The following is a 20805-nucleotide window of genomic DNA, read 5'->3' as shown; positions in this document are numbered from 1 at the left end:
GCAAGGCCTTTTGTAGGGGCGCAAGGCCTTGGGCCCCTACCAGGGCTGGGGGAGTAGCGGTGCATTATTTTCGATAAGCTAAATACAAGAAATAAAAATAAGTACTTCATAAATCATTGATGCTATACAGACGATTTGGACGCACAGAATTACAGATCCCGGTGTTTTCCTGCGGCGGTATGCGATACCAGTACAAATGGCAGGATGTTCCCCAGTCGGAAATTCCGGCGGACAACCAGGAAAACCTGGAAGCCACTATTCGCCGGGCTATTGAAGTGGGGATGAATCACATTGAAACTGCCCGTGCTTATGGAACCTCGGAAATGCAGTTGGGGAGCATATTACCAAAATTTCAGCGCGACAAGTTGATTGTGCAGACGAAAGTTGAGCCTATGGCTGATGCACAAGAATTCCGGCGGACATTTGAAAAATCGCTGCGAAATCTCCAACTAGATTATGTTGACCTGTTAGGGATACACGGTATTAACCATCCTGAGTCCTTTGACTATACTATGCGTCCTGGTGGTTGTCTGGAGGTGGCGCAACAGTTGCAAGCTGAGGGTAAAGTTAGATTTATCGGCTTTTCTACCCACGGACCGACAGATATAATTGTGCAGGCAATTAATACTAATAAATTCGATTACGTCAACCTGCATTGGTATTACATTAATCAATGGAATTGGGCAGCAATTGAAGCCTCTGTTCGCCATGATATGGGCGTATTTATTATTAGTCCCTCGGATAAAGGAGGGATGCTGTATAAACCACCAGAAAAATTAGTCAATCTTTGCGCCCCATTGAGTCCGATGGTGTTTAATGACTTGTTTTGTTTGAGTCATTCTCAAGTACATACCCTGAGCGTGGGAGCAGCAAAACCACAAGATTTTGATGAACACCTGAAAACTTTAGAATTGTTGGATGACTCCGCAGAAATTTTACCGCCAATTTTGGCACGGTTGGAGTCAGAAGCCATAGCTACTTTAGGAGAAGACTGGGTAAAAACCTGGGATAGGAATTTGCCTAATTGGGAACAAACCCCTGGTGAGGTGAATATACGGGTCATTTTGTGGCTATGGAATTTAGCGATCGCCTACGATTTAGTAGACTATGCCAAAATGCGCTACAACCTGCTAGGTCATGGTAATCACTGGTTTCCTGGCAACAAAGCCGACCGCATAGAGATACTCGATTTACGGCAATGTCTTACCCACAGTCCCCACGCTGATAAAATTCCCGAAATTTTGAAACAAGCACATCAAATGTTAGCAGCAGAAGCAGTGCAACGGTTATCTCAGTCCTCTTGAACCAAATTAAAGGAGTAAGGAGTAAGGAGTAATGAGTAATGAGTAAGGAGTAATGAGTAAGGAGTAATGAGTAAGGAGTAAGGAGTAAGGAGTAATGAGTAATGAGTGGATTATTTTTTATTTTTCTTTCAACTTGTTGATTGAATTTGTTAATATCTTAATAATTCTTTCATTACTTATTAGTAACTCATTACTCATTACTCATTACTCATTACTCTTGCTAATTAGCGTCTGCTGACTGATTGACCATTGGGACGACAAGTACCTTATCAACGCGATTTCCATCCATATCCATGACTTCCAAACGCATACCTTGCCATTCAAAATGATCTGCGGCGGCGGGGATACGACCGAGATGGGTGATCACAAAACCACCCAAGGTTTGATAGCTACCCCGTTCATCGGATTCTAACTCTGACTGCTCGAAAAGTTCCAAAAACTCTTCGACGGGAAGCATCCCATCCAAAAGCCAGGAACCATCTTCCCGTTGCACAGCTTGTGGGTTTTCCTGTCCATCAGCAGAGGGAACATCACCAACTATTTCGCTCATGACATCGTTAAGAGTGACTAAACCTTGAATCACGCCATATTCATCGACTACCAGGGCCATGTGAGTGATGGTTTGTTTGAATAATTCCAAAACTTTCAAACCACGAGTACTTTCTGGTACAAATACAGGCTGTCGCAATCCCACGGTCAAGTCTAGGGTTTGACTTCGGAAACTCCGGGCTAATAAGTCGGTAACAGGAATCACACCCAGTACATTGTCAAGTCCCCCCTGACAAACAGGATAGCGAGAATAGGCACTATCAACCATTTTCTGGCGGTTTTCTTCTGGGGGGTCTTCCAAGTCAAGCCAGACAATATCTGGACGGGGTGTCATAAAAGAACTGACGGGGCGATCGCCTAGGCGAAAGATTCGCTCGACCATATCCTGTTCAGCTTCTTCAAAGGTTCCCGCCTCGGTGCCTTGCTCAATTAAGATTTTAATTTCTTCTTCGGTGACTTGGGGTTCGGAGGAGGGTGTAATGCCTAATACTCGCAGCACCATTTCTGTTGAAGCACTTAAGAGATAAACTACAGGAGAAGCTAGTGCCGCCAAAGCTCGCATAGGAATTGCTACAATCGCTGCAATCCTTTCGGGATTGTTTAATGCCAGTCGCTTGGGTACCAGTTCGCCGACAATTAGTGAAAAATAGGTGATCACCAAAACCACCACCCCGAAAGATATCGGTTCACTATAAACTGTCAAAAAAGGAACTAGGTTCACATACTCCTCTAGTCTTTTGGCAATTGTGGCTCCACCAAAAACACCATTGAGGATATTAATGAGCGTAATTCCCACCTGAACGATGGATAGGAAATTATTCGGAGACTCAGCTAGTTTTAATGCTACCCGCGCATTGACATCGCCTTGATTACCTAACTGCTGTAACCTGACCTTCCGCGCCGAGACGATAGCCATCTCAGACATAGAAAACAATCCGTTGGCAATAATGAGTACAAAAATGGTAAAAATCTCAAAAGTGATGGAAGACATGTTTAAAATTGCCGCGATTGACAGCGAACGTAGCTTAACTCTTAGTATCTAATATTAAAGGTGCTTTGATAAACGCTATGAGTATACATAAATTCGTAGTCATAATACTTGAGTTGACTCGTGGTTAAAAATTATTCTTTCACACCAAGAATTCACATGGCTGTCAACAATAATTTTAACGTGACGCGGAAGTATCCACTCTCAGAGCATGTTTGAAAAGTTCTCGGCGAATGACTGTGATATTTTTTTTCGCGCGGGTTGTCATCGCGCAGCGTGTCGCAGACAAGAGTCAAAAGTCAAAAAACCAGGACTTTTGACCCTCCGAATTTTAGATTTTGGATTTTGGATTTTGGATTTTAGATTTTTTGGGGTACGAGCAAGACCCCTAGTACTCTGTCAAGATAAAAATGATGGACTGTAGTGCGGGCATCTTGCCCGCGTGAGCGAGACGCTCACACTACCAAAAATCCCTCAAAACAAAATTGACAGACTACTAGTGGGCCGAACAGATCCAAAATCCTCGAGCAAGGTACCCTTGCGATAGCGCAGCGTTAGCGTTCGGGCACCGTCTCGTAGAGAGGCACGAGCGTCTGCCCTGAGCTTGCCGAAGGGTGGTCGGGGTCAATCCAAAATCCAAAATTGGTTGACATGTGTGCCCGCAGAGTAAGTCCTGCTAACTTTCCTTAATTTTCAACAAGAGTAGAATTAGACATCCGCTATCTGGTATCGTTATCTTATATGCTACTAGCATTTAAAGCACAACTCAAAGTTAACAAACTCCAAAGCCTGTTATTTGCCAAAGATGCAGGCTTCGCCAGACACGCATGGAATCAAGAGTAGTTCACAATAGTTGATATCAACAGCTTCTAGACTTTAGCTTCTAGACTTTTCCCTTACGACCTCAACTTGTAGTAGAATTTATGGCATTTTCTTCCATTGTGCGTGCGTTGGCGCGATCGCCCCTGACCACAGAATTCCTGTCTAAGCTCAATCGACAACAAGATTTGCGGTTAAATGGTATTCCCCGCCTCCCCAAAGGCTTGGTGGCTTCAGCCTTGGCGCAAAAATCAGAAAGGAATTTGTTTGTGGTCTGCGCTACTCTGGAGGAAGCCGGACGTGCTTATGCTCAGTTAGAGGCGATGGGATGGCACACAGTACATTTTTACCCCACCTCTGAGGCGTCCCCCTACGAACCCTTTGATCCCGAAACCGAAATGACTTGGGGACAGATGCAAGTGTTAGCGGATTTGATCATCGGGGACTGGGGACACTTCGGCAAGCTCAGTGCATCGCTGGAGACACTTCGGCAAGCTCAGTGCATCGCTGGGGACACTTCGGCAAGCTCAGTGCATCGCTGGGGAAATCCCACACCGAAGCGATCCTTGGCGATTGTCGCCACTACTGGGGCGCTACAACCACACCTACCACCGTTAGCAGCTTTTATACCTTTTTGCCTGACCCTGAAGCGGGGGATGGAATTCGATTTGAATACCTTCAGTACTAAGATAGCGACTTTGGGGTATGAACGGGTGCCGTTAGTGGAAACAGAAGGCCAGTGGAGTCGGCGTGGTGATATTGTGGATGTGTTTCCTGTGGCGTCTGAGTTGCCAGTCAGGCTGGAATGGTTTGGCGACGAAATCGAGCAAATCCGAGAATTTGATCCCGCTACTCAACGTTCTGCCCTAGACAAAATTAACCAAATTATCCTTACTCCCACTAGCTTTACTCCCATTATCCAGGAAGCACTCAAAGATAGTGATCAGTTACAGGTATTGAATGCTGAGTTAAATTCTGAGTCAGCACTTTTAGAAGGTAGTCGGCGATTTTTGGGGTTAGCTTTTGAAAAACCAGCATCTGTGTTAGACTACTTAAGTGCAAATACACTGGTTGTCATTGATGAGCCTGAACAGTGTCATGCACACAGCGAGCGCTGGGTGGAAAATGCCGAAGAACAATGGTCAGGGGGGCATTGGGGAGTCAGTGCGGTCTTGGGGTCTGCCCAAGTGAAGCAACTGCCGTCATTGGGTACTGGGCATGGGGAAGAGTCTGAGCAATTACCAATTAGGAATGACCAATTACCGAAAATTCATCAGTCCTTTGATGATTGTTTAGCTGCAGCGGGAAATTTCCTCAAGTTATATTTATCAGAACTATCTGAAGAAAATAGTGGGACTAATCTGGCGAGTAGACCTGTTCCCATCACACCACACCAATTTGCCAAACTGGCCCAGACATTGCGCCAAGAACGCGATCGCAATTTTTCGGTCTGGCTGATTTCGGCTCAACCAACACGTTCTGTGTCCCTATTGCAAGAACACGATTGCCCAGTCCAGTTTATCCCCAATCCCCGTGATTACCTAGCGATTGAAAAGTTACAAATAAATCATACACCAATAGCACTGAAATATTCGGGACTGGCGGAACTCGAAGGCTTTATTCTGCCTACCTATCGAATTGTTGTCGTCACTGACCGCGAATTTTATGGACAGCACTCCCTTGCTAGTCCCAGCTATATTCGCAAGCGTCGCCAAGCTGCTTCTAAGCAAGTTGACCCCAATAAACTGCGTCCAGGAGATTATGTGGTTCACCGCAGCCACGGGATTGGGAAATTTGTTAAACTAGAAAGTTTAACTATTAATGAAGAAACCCGTGATTATTTGGTCGTACAATATGCAGACGGGTTATTGAGAGTCGCTGCAGACCAAGTAGGTTCTTTATCTCGGTTCCGCACTACGGGAGATAAAGCACCAGAACTGCATAAAATGAGCGGCAAAGCTTGGGAGAATACCAAGAGCAAAGTCCGCAAAGCCATCAAGAAATTGGCTGTTGACTTGCTAAAATTGTATGCAGCGCGATCGCAACAAGAAGGTTTTAGCTATCCCCAGGATATGCCTTGGCAAGAGGAAATGGAAGATTCTTTCCCCTACCAAGCCACTACAGACCAGCTCAAAGCTGTGCAAGATGTCAAACGGGATATGGAAAGCGATCGCCCAATGGATCGTTTAGTCTGTGGTGATGTCGGTTTCGGTAAAACGGAAGTAGCTATTCGCGCCATTTTCAAAGCTGTTACTGCTGGTAAACAAGTCGCCTTGCTTGCGCCTACCACCATCCTCACCCAACAACATTACCACACCCTTAAAGAACGCTTTGCCCCCTACCCGGTAAATGTCGGCTTACTTAACCGCTTCCGCACTGCTGAAGAACGCCGTGATATTCAAAAGCGGCTGGCGACTGGTGAATTAGATGTAGTGGTTGGCACACACCAACTTTTAGGTAAAGGCGTCAGCTTCCGCGATTTAGGACTGTTGGTAGTGGATGAAGAACAACGATTTGGCGTCAACCAAAAAGAAAAAATTAAAAGCCTGAAAACTCAAGTAGACGTACTAACCCTTTCCGCTACTCCCATTCCCCGCACCTTGTACATGTCCCTATCCGGGATTCGGGAAATGAGTTTAATTACCACACCACCCCCATCCCGGCGTCCCATTAAAACCCATCTGGCACAGATGAGTCCAGAAACCATCCGCAGCGCCATTCGTCAAGAATTAGACAGAGGCGGTCAAGTATTTTATGTAGTTCCACGGGTGGAAGGCATTGAAGAAACCACCGCCAAATTGCGCGAAGTTGTACCATCAGCTAGAATTGCCGTTGGCCATGGTCAAATGGATGAAGGACAATTAGAATCAACTATGCTCACCTTCAACAATGGTGATGCAGATATCCTGGTTTGTACCACAATAATTGAATCTGGTTTAGACATTCCGCGAGTTAACACCATATTAATCGAAGATGCCCACCGTTTTGGGTTAGCACAATTATATCAATTACGCGGTCGTGTAGGACGTGCAGGCATCCAAGCCCACGCCTGGTTATTTTACCCCGAACAACGGGTGTTATCAGATGCCGCACGGCAGCGATTACGCGCCATTCAGGAATTTACTCAGTTGGGTTCAGGATATCAACTGGCGATGCGTGATATGGAAATTCGGGGTGTAGGTAACTTGCTAGGTGCAGAACAATCGGGTCAAATGGATGCGATTGGTTTTGATTTGTATATGGAAATGTTAGAAGAATCAATTCGGGAAATTCGCGGACAGGAAATACCCAAAGTTAACGATACCCAAATTGACCTTAATCTCACAGCATTTATTCCGTCAGATTACATTATTGACATCGATCAAAAGATGAGTGCTTACCGTGCGGTAGCAGCAGCAAAATCGAAAGAAGAATTAACACAGATCGCCGCAGATTGGAGCGATCGCTATGGTGCAATTCCCGCACCAGCTAGTCAATTATTGCGGGTCATGGAACTGAAACAGTTAGGGAAAAAGTTAGGATTTAGTCGCATTAAACCAGAAAATAAACAGCATGTGATTTTAGAAACGCCAATGGAAGAACCAGCGTGGAATTTATTAGCAGGTAATTTAACCGAAAGTTTGCGATCGCGCTTTGTTTATTCTCCTGGGAAAGTGACGGTGCGGGGTTTAGCAGTTTTAAAAGCAGATAAACAATTGCAAAGTTTGCTGGATGCTTTTGGCAAAATGGAGGGGGCGATTGTCGAGCCAGCTGTTGTTTGATTGATAGTTCAACTAAACCCGCAAGGAGTCCCACACCGTAATCTTCTCTACGAGACGCTGCGCGAATGATTCGGTGTCGGGAGGAATTGCGGGCTTGTTTTGTCGCGTCCTGTGACCATTTTCTGGTCACTGAGCGTAGCCGAAGTGTTGCACAGCAAGAAGAGGGAGGAGGACAGTGAGAAAACAAGCCATCTTTTATGCTTTTACACATAGCTTTGTACTCCGTTTGATAAGTTGAACTTTTGCTGGGCTGAATTGCCCAATTCTGCGCCAGTTGTGGTCATACACAGAAACATTTTTAGTTTTTGGAGTCTGCGTATAGCCACCAATCCAGCCAATATAAAATTTACCCGCCTTTTCAGCTTTCACTAAGTCACCAGAACGTATTTCCTCAAAAATCTAGGGTTTTCTACATGATTACCATGAGAATCTGAGTATAAAAATTCTAGACCAACATCTAAGCCTATTTCACCATCAGCAATTCTAGATTCAGATTTAACATCAGTATCAATACAGAATTGGCAATAGTAACCATCAGCTTTTTTGAGTAATCTAACACGCTTAATTAGCTGAATTGGGTAAGTTTGGATATCCCATTTACCAAGTAGTTTAACTTCACCGATACCTTTTTTATCAGTGAATGTTATGCATCTTTTAACTTGGTTTAATGACCAACCGCTAGTTTTGTATTCCACAGAACGGTTATCTTTTTGAAACCTGGGATAACCCTTTTTACCTGCTACTTTCTTTTTGCAATTCTGGTAAAACCTGTCAATGGCTATCCATGCTCTTTCAGTAGCAGATTGACAAGCCATTGAGTTTAATTCCTCAACAAATTTAAATTCTTTCCGTAATGCTGTTGAGTAATTATTTAAAGCAATTTTATTAACCTTAGCTTCCTTTGGTGCATCCATCCAATAGCGTATAGCTTTATTTTTGATGAATTGAGTTGTACGGATAGCTTCATTAATTGCATCATATTGATGCTTTTTAGCTTTGACTTTGTACTCTAAAACTAGCATTACTTAATCACCTTCTTGATGATCTTCCTAACTGTATATATGATAGCATGATTATGTACATATCAGCTACATATATGCAAAAAAAGCAATTACATATACTTTTAAGCAAACGCAGAATTAATAAGCTACGCTTATTAGCGGTGGAAAAAGATAAAACTATGACTCAAATCATACAATGAAGAATTGATTGATTCTTTACCTGAACCAAAAAGAAAAAATCACGGTGAATAAATTCACCCTTGGCGCTACATCCGGAGTCTAAAAGACACAGGGTTTTGCGCCTATCGGGTTATTTTTATAATCTTGCACCGGTTCGGGAGTAGTCGAGGGAATTTTATTTTTATTTGAAAAGATAAAATAGTTCATCGCACAGGAAAAAATTACTGGTAATAATGTTAAATTTTGTAAAATTGAAGTCTTCAAGACTAGAAACCTGATATTCAAATAGCTAAACTAACAGACAGTGCATCTTTACTGTTAATTACTAAAATGTAGATATGGCCTGATAGCCTCGATGATCCCAGTACAACTTATCCTTAAAAACTTCCTCAGTTACCGTGATGCAACTTTAGATTTTCGCGGTCTGCATACAGCTTGTATTTGTGGTGCCAATGGTGCAGGTAAGTCTTCCCTTCTGGAAGCGATTACTTGGGCTATTTGGGGTGAAAGCCGCGCTGCTACTGAAGATGATGTGATCCATTCTGGGTCTAAAGAAGTTCGGGTGGATTTCACTTTTGAAAGTAATCAGCAAAAATATCGGGTGATTCGCACTCGTGTTCGCAGTGGAACTGGCGCCCTGGAATTTCAAATCGAAACACCTTCTGGGTTTCGTCCACTAACTGGTAAAGGGGTCAGGGCGACACAAGATTTAATTCAAGAACACATCAAGCTAGATTATGATACTTTTATTAATTCTGCCTACCTACGTCAAGGTCGTGCAGATGAATTCATGCTGAAGCGACCGAATGAACGTAAGGAAATTTTGGCCGAGTTGTTGAAACTCAATCAGTATGATGAGTTGGAAGAAAAGGCCAAGGAATCGTCACGTCAGTTTAAAATCCGGGCTGAAGAACTAGAGCGTTCTTTGGAATCGGTTAAAACTCAGCTACAACAACGTGAGATTACCATAACCCAAACCGGAGAATTAGAAGCTGAACTCAACCAACTGCAACAGTTACAAGCTGTTGATAATATTCAACTGCAAAATTTACAAGTTGTCCAACACCAGCGACAAACAAAAATAGAACAACTGCATTTTGTTAGACAACAATATCAAAATCTCACCCAAGATTGCGATCGCCTCCACCAAGAACACTCAGCGGTTAAGAGTCAGCTATCAGGTTTAGAAGCAATATTACATCAGGAAGCTGAAATTAAAGCTGGATATCTCGAATATCAAAGCCTGCAATCTCAAGAAGAAGCCTTTGCTGCTAAATTTGAAGCATACAGCCGCGCTCAACAGTCTCGCCAACAACTGCAACAACAGCTTACCAAAGAAATTTACCAAATCGAACGGCAACTGCAACAAGCCCAAGCCCAACTGGAAGCTTTAGAGCAACAAGAGCGAGAAATTCAGCAAACACTCACCAAATCAGGGGAAGTAGAAGCCGGTTTAGCACAACTAGCAACAGCCCGTCAGCGGGTGGCTCATTTAGATGAATTGCAAATGCGCGTCAGTCCCTTATTGCAACAACGAGCAACTTTACAAAGTCAACTAGATCGCTATCATGCTGGTATAGTAGCACGACTTGAACAACTGCAAGCGACAGAAAATCAACTCCAACGCGCCTCACGCCGCCAACCGCAGCTACAACAAGCGGTGATGGATGTGGCAGTGCAAATCGAAGAATTGGACAAAAAACGGGTTTATTTGCAACGAGTCCAGGAAAAAGGACATGAAAGGCGTAATTTTATCGAACGTCTCCAAGCTCATCAGCGGGACTATGAAAAACAAATCGCCGAACTAGAGCAAAAACTGCAAATGCTCCAGAACCCCAATGCGCTTTGTCCATTGTGTGAGCGTCCCCTCGATGAACATCACTGGAATCGGGTGGTAGAAAAAACCGATACTGAGTTACAGGATACTCAAGGGCAATTTTGGGTAGTCCGCGAACAGATGGCTGTATCAGATAGAGAAATTCAGGTACTGAGGCAAGAATACCGCGATATTTCTCAACAATTGGCAAGTTATGATAAATTACGCGAACAGCGGGGACAGTTAGCCGCACAGTTGGAAGCGACAAGCGATGTCCAACAACAGCTACAACAAATTGCAACCGAAAAGGAGCATTTAGAGCGATCGCTCCAAGCTGGTAATTATGCGACTGACAAGCAAAGCGAACTGCAGCAGTTAGACCAGTATCTGCAACAATTAAATTATAATGAGAAAGACCATGCCCTCGCTCGTAGTGAAGTTGAGCGTTGGCGATGGGCAGAAATTAAACTCCAGCAGATTAAAGATGCTAGCAAGCGCCAAGCTGTACTAGCAGCCCGAAAACCAGAACTTATAGCCACAATTGCCCAATTACAAGCCAGAATCCAGCATCAGCAAACTGATTCTGATAGCTCCCAGCAAATCGCTGCTCTCGAACGTCACATTGAGGAAATTGGTTACAGTTCCCAACAGCACAATAACCTGCGGATAGCTGTACGTCAAGGACAATCTTGGCAATTACGCTATCAACAGCTATTATCAGCCCAGCAACAGTATCCCCAACTGCAGACGAGATTACAAGAGTTAGAGTCTGCGAAAAACACCAGATTGACTGAGCGAGAAACACTCAAAACCCATATCGACACCATTAGCCAACAGCTAGAAGAAACCGGAAACCCAACTACCCAACTTCAAGCCTTAGAGCAGCAACTAGCTATACGCAGACGCCAACTCGACGAGAAAATCTCGAAGCTGGGGCGTTTACAACAGCTAGCACACCAGCTAGAAACACTGCAAATTCAGTTTTCTCAACAGCAGCAGCAATTGCAATCCTGCAAACATCAACACCGTGTTTATCAGGAATTAGTCCAGGCATTCGGTAAAAATGGCATCCAAGCACTGATGATTGAAAATGTGTTACCGCAACTGGAAGCCGAGACAAATCAACTACTTTCGCGATTGAGTGCCAATCAGCTACATGTTCAATTTATTACCCAAAGAGCGGGACGCAATGGCAAATCAAGCAAGAAAAATGTCAAACTGATAGACACCTTGGATATTTTAATTGCTGACGCCAGAGGGACACGAGCTTATGAAACATACTCTGGTGGAGAAGCCTTTAGAATTAACTTTGCCATCCGTCTGGCCTTAGCGAAATTATTGGCACAGCGAGCGGGTGCGGCCTTGCAATTATTGATTATCGATGAAGGCTTTGGGACTCAAGACGCCGAAGGGTGCGATCGCTTGATTGCGTCCATAAATGCGATCGCCTCCGATTTCGCCTGCATCCTCACCGTCACCCACATGCCCCACCTTAAAGAAGCCTTCCAAGCTCGAATTGAAGTCAATAAAAACCAGCAAGGTTCGCAGTTACGTTTATTGATTTAACAAAATTTAGCCAAAAGTCCCCACTATCAAATCAGGTAATAACCTTGTAGGGGCGCAAGGCCTTGCGCCCCTACCGCCCTTGCGCCCCTACCGCCTGGTCGATTGCAAGAGTGCCCTTCATCGAATTTATTATATAATAATAAAAATATATAATTTTTCACTATTTTTCAGGAATCTTAAATAATTATAAAATTATCAGGATTAAAAAATCCGTGGTTTAAGATAAAAGCTTTAGGAAATATAAATTATCATCATCCAGGATTTTTCATAAAAGAAGGAAATTGATCAACCACAACATAATGTTTAGTTGCTCACCAATTTTAAATTAGTGAGGCATATTTTTCGCGACTTCAATTAAGCATCAAGCACAAGCGTCAAAAACATTGGAGCAGAAATAATAATTGCTCTACCAATCTTGTGTTGGAGATTTATGTATCTGTCAAATGTCAGCTTATGTGATGCTTACCTATCCTCAGTACCGAAAACCAATCCAAAATCCAAAACCTAAAATTGGCACGGTCAAGAACTTCAAGTAGCTGTTATTATTTTTTGGAGTTCGCTAATAGCCCATGTCCACAAGCAGTAGTACAATGCGAATAGTGGTAATAAATAGAGATGTTAGCCTACAATAGATGAACAGCTAAAATCATTATTTGAGCTCAAAAAGGCTATAATCAAAACAGCACTATCTTAATAAAAAATTAAACTCAATCAATTTATTCAAGATGAACTTGAAAAATATACGCAGACAACAAATATCCACTATATACTCTAGCAGAGACTATCATGATACTATTATTGATGGTTGTATTATTTACCTGCTTAGGAGCGAAAATAATTGCTTTCATGCTAACAAATTTATGCGTGTTAAAAGGTAGCGATATACCAACAACCAAACAGACAATTATTGAATTTGTCTCTAAAAATGATCGACAAGAAAACATCAAAACTAGCAACTTTATCCAAGAAGTTACTCGTAATTCTAGCGCTCGCTATCTAACTGCATTGCACAGAGAGATAGCCGAACGTAAGCGTCTGCAAATAGAACTTGAAAAATCCCTGGCTTTGCAACGAGCAACACTCGAAGCGATTACCGACGGTATATTAGTCGTAGATAGTGAAGGTAAGGTTACAGACTTTAATCAAAAGTTACTCCAGATGTGGCGTATCCCGCAATCTCTGATGGCGTCAGGGAATTGTCGAGAAATGCTGAAAGTAGCGATGAAAGAGTTAGTTTGTCCGAGACAATATCTTGGTATTGTGCGAAAATTACGCCTGAACCCAGGCGCAACAATTTGTGAAGCGATCGCATTTAAAGATGGCAGAGTACTTGAATGTTACTCTCAACCGCATTGCATTGATTGCAACATCGTTGGAAGAATCTGGAGTTTTCGGGATGTCACCGCTGTTAAGTTACCAGCCACTATCGACTATCAACCTTTCCACGACCCTTTGACCAATTTACCTAACCGAGTGCTATTCAACGAGCGACTTTCTGAGTCGTTAGTACAAGCACATCAAAATGGCGGTAAATTAGCTGTGTGTTTTTTAGACTTAGACCGTTTCAAAACCATCAACCATACACTAGGTCATAGCGTTGGAGATCAATTACTGCAAAGTATTGCTCAACGCCTGATTAAATGTCTGCGAGGTAGTGATACCATTGCTCGTTGGGGAGGTGACGAATTCACCTTAATTTTGCCAGAAATTAGCGTTCTTATGGATGTAGCCCATATACAAGAACGCATATTGACAGCTTTAAAACCGGGATTTCATATAGAAAATCACCACTTGCATATCAGCGCCAGTATTGGTATTGCGCTCTATCCTATGCATGGTGAAGATCCAGAAACCCTGATGAAACATGCCGAAGCTGCATTACATAGCGTCAAGTCACAAGGACGCAATAACTATCAGTTTTATCACTCAACTATAAATTCTCAAGCTTCAGAATTATTACTTTTGGAAAATAGTTTACACCATGCTTTAGAGCGCCAAGAATTAGAGGTTTATTACCAACCACAAGTTAATAGTACCACGGGTGAAATTACAAAAATTGAAGCTTTACTGCGTTGGCGACACGCTGAACTAGGTGTAATTCCTCCAGAAAAGTTTATCCCGCTAGCAGAAGAAACCGGACTAATTGTACCCATTGGGGAATGGGTTTTAAGAACTGCCTGCGCTCAAAATAAAGCTTGGCAGGATGTCTTGGGTATTCGATCACTAACGGTAGCTGTTAACCTTTCTGCACGACAATTTCAGCAAAAAAACTTAGTCAATATGGTAGCACAGGTATTGTCAAAAACCAAATTAAATCCCCATTGTTTGGAGCTAGAAATTACCGAAAGTGCTGCTATGCAAAATCTTGATTTAACTAAAACAACTTTAAGCAAATTAAATAACATGGGTGTCTCAATTTCCATAGACGATTTTGGTACGGGATATAGTTCTTTGAGTTATCTCAAAAATTTTCCCATCCACAGCCTAAAAATTGATCGCTCTTTTGTCCGAGATTTGACTAGTGACACTAATAATGCGGCGATTACAACTGCGATCATAGCCTTAGCCCGTGGACTTAATCTAGCAGTTGTCGCCGAAGGAGTGGAAACAGAAGAACAGTGTAATATATTACGAATTCTCCAATGTGAAGTCATGCAAGGTTATCTTTTCAGTCGCCCCTTATCAGCAGAAGATGCTACAAGGCTACTGAGAAAATTTCAATCTCGCACAGTTAAGTCATCTTGTTTAGTGGCTTAATAAGTTTGGAGTTAGGAATTGGGAGTTACAGCGATTTTCATTCATTTGAACTACAGATTATCGATGTGTTGCAAAGATTTTTTGAATTGGTATTACTTGACTTGTGGCGTCACTTTAAATGTGACAACCCTTAAAAGAATTGCACCCTTGCGTCTAAACCGTAGGAGCGGAGAATTTTTGAGTGCTGTTCTGCAGCGATGCGATCGCCAAATGCGCCAGCATTTACATAATCGCCCAAACCGGATTTATCCACAACAGCATTCGGCATATATTGTCGGACTCTATTGAGAGTATCAGCATTACGAACTGGTACTATGACTACATAGCGATTCTTATCACCACGATTATCCACAGGAGAAGTATTCAATCCTAATGCTTGCCAAGTTTGAGCATCTACAATCCCAGTTGGATTGAGTCGGGAATATTGCTGGAATGAGTACACATATGCCCTAGTGTTTTCATCAAAATTACCATTAGGATTAGCATTAAAGAAGCCTAATTGCAATAATCGCTCTTGGACTGCTCTGACATTCTGACCACTGTCACCGATAGTAAGATAATTTCTGGCTGGTTGTTTAGCATATCGATCTTGCCAGACTTGACGTACTGCTTGTAAAATTTGTGTATCGGCAATTCCATCGGCAGATAGTCGATAATCTCGCTGGAATTGGATCAGAGCATCCCTAGTCATGGCGCCAAAATTACCCGTAGGATTAGCCCTCAAGTATCCCAAATCCCGCAAACGCTCTTGTAATTCTGTTACTTCCTGTGCAGAAAGACTAGGCCTAGAGAGCGCTTGACTTTGAGAACCCATTAGTGCATTCCAAGTTTGTTGATTGGCAATCCCATTGGCTGGTATGCCATAATTTCGCTGGAACGCCATCACCGCATCTCTGGTGATTGTCCCAAAATTTCCTGTGGGATTAGCATTAAAATAGCCTAATTGCTGCAAGCGTTGCTGCAACCTTGTCACTGTAGGGCCATTACTACCTTCAAAGATTACCGGATATTCACCACCTTCGCTGGGATTATTGAAAAATGCTTGTGTGGTGCTGGCTGGAGCAATTCTTGTATTCATCCGCGTTCTCGAAGATTGCTGGGAACGGATGACCGCCTCTTGAGTCTTTGGGCCATAATAGCCTGTGATGGGGCCGTTAAAATGCCCTGATTTCTGCAACCTTTGTTGTAGTTGGGAGACCGCTGGACCTCTGCTACCCAATCGCAACTCACCGCTGACATTAGCAGTAGAGTTTTGTCTGATATTATTACTTTGGGTTCTAATCTGACAAGCTTGTTGCAAAATTCGTTGACTTCCTGTCCCCACAACCCCATCAGCGGTTAGCCTATTAGCTTGCTGAAAGCTAATGACCGCCTGCTGAGTTAAGGAACCAAACTTACCGGTAACTGGACCACGGAAATAGCCTAATTTGCTTAAACATCTCTGGATATATGTAACTCCAGGGCCATTATTTCCTATTTTCTCAATTGCTAAAGCCTGTCCAGCTAAACTCAGCAGCGACATCGTTAATGCTACAGACAATAAACGCATAGCTGCAGCACTAGACAGTTTTTTTCTCTGCCAAAATTTAAAATTAACTCCCAGAGGAACAACCTCGATGCTTTCAGATTCCTCATAGACTGAGGCAAGATGAAGATAACCAAGTGCTTCCATAATTTTTACAAGTTTTTGGTGTTTAAAAATTCTTCAATTTGTTGACATCGCCAATTGATATCACAAATGTATAATTCTTTTCTGGTACGGAGACGAAATATTTTTCACTAGGGGCGCAAAGCCTTGCGCCCCTACTAAGCATAAATAAAACTCGAAACCAGCAAATAGTGTTTTGGTGAAACAGCTATCTACTATTGATTTCCATTTGTTGGTGCAAGTTAATATACATAACAATATACCACTTTTTTTGCTAATAGTTGTATTATTTATTTTATATCCCAGTAAAAAAAATAAAATATCTGTAAATAATTTTACTTTTTGGTGGAGGCGGAGCCTCCTGATATGCATTCCCAGTCAAAGACTGGGAACGAGGTACAATGAGGTACGAACGAGGTACGAACGATGTACGACGAGGTAACGCAGGTTATTGTTGTTGCGGTGGCTTTTCTGGCTGTTGTGCGTCGTTTTGTTGTTCAGAGCGTTCGGTATTGCCGGCTTTGACCCAACCTTCTTGATTTGTACCTTCGACGCGAATTTTTTGCCAGGCTTTATCGTCGCTTTCTTCCAAGATGATAATTTTTTGATTAAAGGCGACGCCACCAACACGTTGAGCATCTTGTTTTGGTTCGGCTCGCAAACCCAAGCCTTCAGCCCAACTCACACGACCTTGGTAAGCTCCCGGTGGTAATGACTTTGGTGATTCTGTTGTTGTGGGGGATGGAGTGGGGGTGGGAGTCGCAGAAGCTTTAGGTGTAGAGGTGGGTGTAGGTTGCGACGGCTTTTGTGTTGGCGCGTTGGTTTTGGTTGGGGGATTATCGTTGACAAAAACAGGTTTGGGAGGGGCGATAGCGGTGCGATTTATGAAATAGAGTGCAACTACAACACCGCCACCGATTAAGATGGCGATCGCCATTAAAAACCCCAGTATAAATTTTAGTAAGCCAGAAACCATAGTAATACCTCAGTCGCGAAAAAAATTATAAGTTAGGTGTTAGGTGTTAGGAGTGCAAAATTATAACTTCTAACTTATAACTCATAAGAGGACTAAAGTCCGCACTACACTCAGCACTCAAATTTTGTCGGGTGCGTCACAATACTGCTCGGTTAAGGAATTTCTTGGTTGAGGCAAGCAGGGGGAGAAATGGAGGCAGGGGAAGAGTTTTGCCTCCCTTGCTTCCCCTGCCTCCATTTCTCCCCTGCTTATCGGAGCAGTATTGGGGTGCGTCAGATGTCAAAAATCTGTTCGATTCTCATGAAAAACTCAAATCTGACGCACCCTATTACTATTGATTGCGCTTGAGGCGATCGCTCAAGGGGCTATGTTTCGATGCTAACCGCGCCCTTCCAGCAGCAGCCCATTCTTGTAGTTGCTGGATTTGCTCGACGGCGGTCCGCGCTAGGGGAATAATCTGGCTGGCTGCTTCTAAAATGTCGTCGTTAGTAAAGTCGCGATTTTGACTAAACCCTATATGCATCGCTTCAATCAATGTTTGCTCAATCTCGGCTCCGGAAAAATCGGGGGTTTCGTATGCTAATCTGTCAATTTCATAATTTTTTAAGTTATGGGGGCGCAGTCGGGATAAATGGACGTTAAAAATTGCTTTTCTTTCTTCTTGGGTGGGTAAACCGACAAAGAAAATCTCGTCAAATCTTCCTTTACGCAGCATTTCTGGCGGTAAGGCTTGGATGTCGTTGGCGGTAGCGACGACAAACACGGGTGAGGTTTTTTCGGCTAACCAGGTAATAAATGTGCCAAATACCCGGCTAGTGGTGCCCGCATCTCCTTTACTACCAAGCCCTGAAAAGGCTTTATCTATTTCATCAATCCACAATACACAAGGGGCGAGGGCTTCGGCTACCTGGATCATTTGACGGGTGCGGGATTCTGATTCGCCGACCAAACCACCGAATAATCGCCCGACATCCAGGCGTAATAATGGTAAATGCCAATGATGAGCGATCGCCTTTGCTGTTAAAGATTTCCCCGTTCCCTGTATCCCCACCAACATTAAACCACGGGGATGGGGTAATCCATACTGCCGCGCTCGTTCTGTAAATGAGCCTCCCCGACGTAGTAGCCAATCTTTGAGGTTATCTAACCCACCAATATCAGAAATTTGCTCAGTGGCGGGGTAAAAGTCGAGGATTTGGGTTTGGCGGATAGTTTGACGTTTTTCTTCAAGAACTAAATCCACGTCTTCTGGTAGCAATTCGCCGTGGGTGGCGATGGCCTTGGCTAAGACGCGGCGAATCCTTTCCAGCGACAGCCCTTGACAAGAGCGCACTAAGTCATCTAGAATTTTTGCTGAAAGAGAGTTACTCGTAGCTTGCAGCAAACGTTCCACCTCCGTTTTAATTTCTGCTGCGGCGGGTAAGGGAAACTCCACCACCGTCAGCACTTCGGTTAAATCGTCAGGAATCGCAATCCGGGGCGAAAGTAAGACAATATTTTTCGGTTGAGACTTGAGCAGTCGGGACAAATTGCGGAGTTTGCGAGCGATCGCCACATCATCTAAAAAGCGATGATAATCTCGCAGAATCAACACCGCCGGCGCAGATGCTGATAATTTTTCCACAAATTCCAAAGCTTGTAGGGGGTTACGACGACCAAACCCCGCATCATTTGGGTTTCCCTGATAGCCATCGACAAAATCCCAAGTATACACAGGACGATTACCCTGATTTGCTGCTTCTTCCCGAATAGCTGCTTCTACCCGTTCCTCTTCATATGTGGGAATATAAATCAAGGGATAGCGGGCACGTAATAGCAGTTTAAACTCATCACGGAAGTCCATAAGTAGCTGTTAGTGGTTATTTGTTAAAAGATAAATCATTACACCAATTTTCACTCAATTGAACCACAGATCTGCGTAGGGTCCCACGGCTTGCGCCCTCACCCGGTAATCTATTTACCTGAAAAAAGCTACAATTACAGTTTTGCGTAAAATCGTAGCGGTTTCAAACCCAGAGGGATGCTGGTACAGAGGAATTTAATTTTTTGTAAATTTTTAAGTCTTACCACTTGTGAGAATACCTTTCTGTTCATAAATTGGGCGGATAATTTCTCTTAAAGACGGTAAATGTCTCGCAAATAATAACGCTCCCAAAATACAAACTATCCCATCAATCATTAATGTATTAGCAGCACCAATTTGATTCGCTACAAGCCCTCCCCATAAATTACCCAAAGGCACCATTCCTAAAAATGACATTCCGTATAAGCTCATGACTCGTCCGCGTTTGTCATCTTCTACAATTGTTTGTAAAATTGTGTTGCTAGAGGCGATTTGCAGAATTGTTCCCAACCCTACGAACAACATTGTGAATAACGACAATGGTAAAAAGTGGGATAAAGAAAGCCCTATTAACCCCATCCCTAAACTTATTGGCGCCCATGACAACAATTTACCTAGTCCTAATACTGTTTGTCGCGTCACTAAATAAATTCCCCCCATCAAAGCTCCAACACCCGATGCAGCCATCAAAAACCCTAATGTTTCTGGTCCACTTTTCAGAATTTCTTTCACAAAAATTGGTAAAATTACAGTATATTGCATTCCCATAAAACTCACTAACGCTGATAGCAACAAAATTGCTTTAATTGGTGTAAACCCAAAGGCATACACAAATCCCTCTTTGATTTTTTGCCAGACATTACCCTGAGTTACTGGGATTTTTGTATGTTTAATTTTCATTGCCAATAAAGCAATGAGAACAGCAATATAACTCAAACCATCTAACAGAAAACAGTAACCTACTCCGATACTCGCTATCAATAAACCCCCAATCGCTGGACCAATTAATCGCGCACCATTGATCATCGTTGAATTGATAGCGATCGCATTGGCTAAATCTTCTCTTTTTTCGATCATTTCTGGGACAAATGCTTGTCGTGCAGGTCCATCTAATGCATTAATCAATCCTTGGAATAAACTTAAGGCGATGATGTGCCACACTTCAATTACACCAGTCAGCGTCAACACTGCTAGTGCTAATGACTGAATCATCGCTAAAATTTGTGTACCTATTAAAGTACGATAACGAGAAAACCGATCTACAAACACCCCACCAAAAGGAGCTAGAAAAAAGCTCGGAATTTGACTAGTAAATCCCACAACCCCCAGCATTAAAGCTGAATTTGTGATGTGATAAACTAACCAAATTGTCGCCAATTGTGTCATCCACGTCCCAATTAAAGAAATACCTTGTCCAGCAAAATACAGACGGTAATTTCGTGACCTTAATGCAGGTAAAAGCAACGGTTTTTGGTTGATTTTGATATTCATAAATAAAGCCCTTAAATAAAGTTCTCTCTCTCTGCGTCTCTGCGTGAAACAAATCATCTATTTAGAAGCCCTATTATTTTTTTTGATCAATCTTTTTTCGTAATTT

The 20805-nt window shown here is 43.0% G+C and carries 10 protein-coding genes and 1 pseudogene; 5 read left to right on the top strand and 6 right to left on the bottom strand.

Features of this window, described 5'->3' with window-relative positions:
• Positions 1 to 119 precede the first annotated feature (119 nt).
• Positions 120 to 1304: an aldo/keto reductase gene (locus HEQ19_00490; GenBank protein WYL98227.1), complete on the top strand. Its 1185-nt coding sequence runs from the start codon at positions 120 to 122 to the stop codon at positions 1302 to 1304.
• 220 nt (positions 1305 to 1524) lie between these two features.
• On the opposite strand, the gene HEQ19_00485 is transcribed toward HEQ19_00490, so the two are convergent.
• Positions 1525 to 2844 (bottom strand): hemolysin family protein, encoded by a 1320-nt coding sequence (locus tag HEQ19_00485; GenBank protein WYL98226.1) that lies wholly within the window; start codon positions 2842 to 2844, stop codon positions 1525 to 1527.
• 738 nt (positions 2845 to 3582) lie between these two features.
• Here HEQ19_00485 and HEQ19_00480 point away from each other — a divergent pair.
• Together HEQ19_00480 and mfd are read left to right on the top strand one after the other, a co-directional pair.
• On the top strand, positions 3583 to 3684 hold the full coding sequence (locus HEQ19_00480; protein WYL98225.1) for a helix-turn-helix domain-containing protein: 102 nt from the start codon (positions 3583 to 3585) through the stop codon (positions 3682 to 3684).
• An 80-nt stretch (positions 3685 to 3764) separates the two neighbouring features.
• Positions 3765 to 7421, top strand: a complete 3657-nt coding sequence (gene mfd / locus HEQ19_00475; protein ID WYL98224.1) for a transcription-repair coupling factor — start codon at positions 3765 to 3767, stop codon at positions 7419 to 7421.
• A 386-nt stretch (positions 7422 to 7807) separates the two neighbouring features.
• Here the strand turns inward: mfd and HEQ19_00470 are convergent.
• A pseudogene (locus HEQ19_00470) lies at positions 7808 to 8443 on the bottom strand (transposase).
• Positions 8444 to 8957: 514 nt separating this feature from the next.
• Here HEQ19_00470 and HEQ19_00465 point away from each other — a divergent pair.
• Complete coding sequence (locus tag HEQ19_00465; protein WYL98223.1) at positions 8958 to 11984, top strand: SMC family ATPase; 3027 nt, start codon at positions 8958 to 8960, stop codon at positions 11982 to 11984.
• A gap of 786 nt (positions 11985 to 12770) precedes the next feature.
• Positions 12771 to 14741 carry an EAL domain-containing protein gene (locus tag HEQ19_00460; GenBank protein WYM03175.2) on the top strand — a complete coding sequence of 657 codons (1971 nt, stop codon included), beginning with the start codon at positions 12771 to 12773 and terminating at the stop codon, positions 14739 to 14741.
• A gap of 130 nt (positions 14742 to 14871) precedes the next feature.
• Here the strand turns inward: HEQ19_00460 and HEQ19_00455 are convergent, their stop codons facing one another.
• The 4 genes from HEQ19_00455 to HEQ19_00440 all read right to left on the bottom strand — a co-directional run bounded on the left by HEQ19_00455 (position 14872) and on the right by HEQ19_00440 (position 20699).
• Positions 14872 to 16413, bottom strand: coding sequence for a peptidoglycan-binding protein (locus tag HEQ19_00455; protein ID WYL98222.1), 1542 nt, complete (start codon positions 16411 to 16413; stop codon positions 14872 to 14874).
• Positions 16414 to 16837: 424 nt separating this feature from the next.
• The gene (locus tag HEQ19_00450; GenBank protein ID WYL98221.1) at positions 16838 to 17365 is read right to left on the bottom strand and encodes an SH3 domain-containing protein; all 528 of its coding nucleotides are present in this window, start codon (positions 17363 to 17365) and stop codon (positions 16838 to 16840) included.
• Positions 17366 to 17696: 331 nt separating this feature from the next.
• On the bottom strand, positions 17697 to 19208 hold the full coding sequence (locus HEQ19_00445) for an AAA family ATPase (GenBank protein ID WYL98220.1): 1512 nt from the start codon (positions 19206 to 19208) through the stop codon (positions 17697 to 17699).
• 213 nt (positions 19209 to 19421) lie between these two features.
• Positions 19422 to 20699: an MFS transporter gene (locus HEQ19_00440; protein WYM03174.2), complete on the bottom strand. Its 1278-nt coding sequence runs from the start codon at positions 20697 to 20699 to the stop codon at positions 19422 to 19424.
• Between the last annotated feature and the right edge of the window lie 106 nt (positions 20700 to 20805).

Origin of the sequence: Gloeotrichia echinulata CP02 (genome assembly GCA_038087035.1) — a bacterium.
Taxonomy (GTDB): domain Bacteria; phylum Cyanobacteriota; class Cyanobacteriia; order Cyanobacteriales; family Nostocaceae; genus Gloeotrichia; species Gloeotrichia echinulata.
The sequence above is the reverse complement of the archived record's forward strand: the minus strand, read 5'-3'. Positions and strand labels throughout refer to the sequence as shown.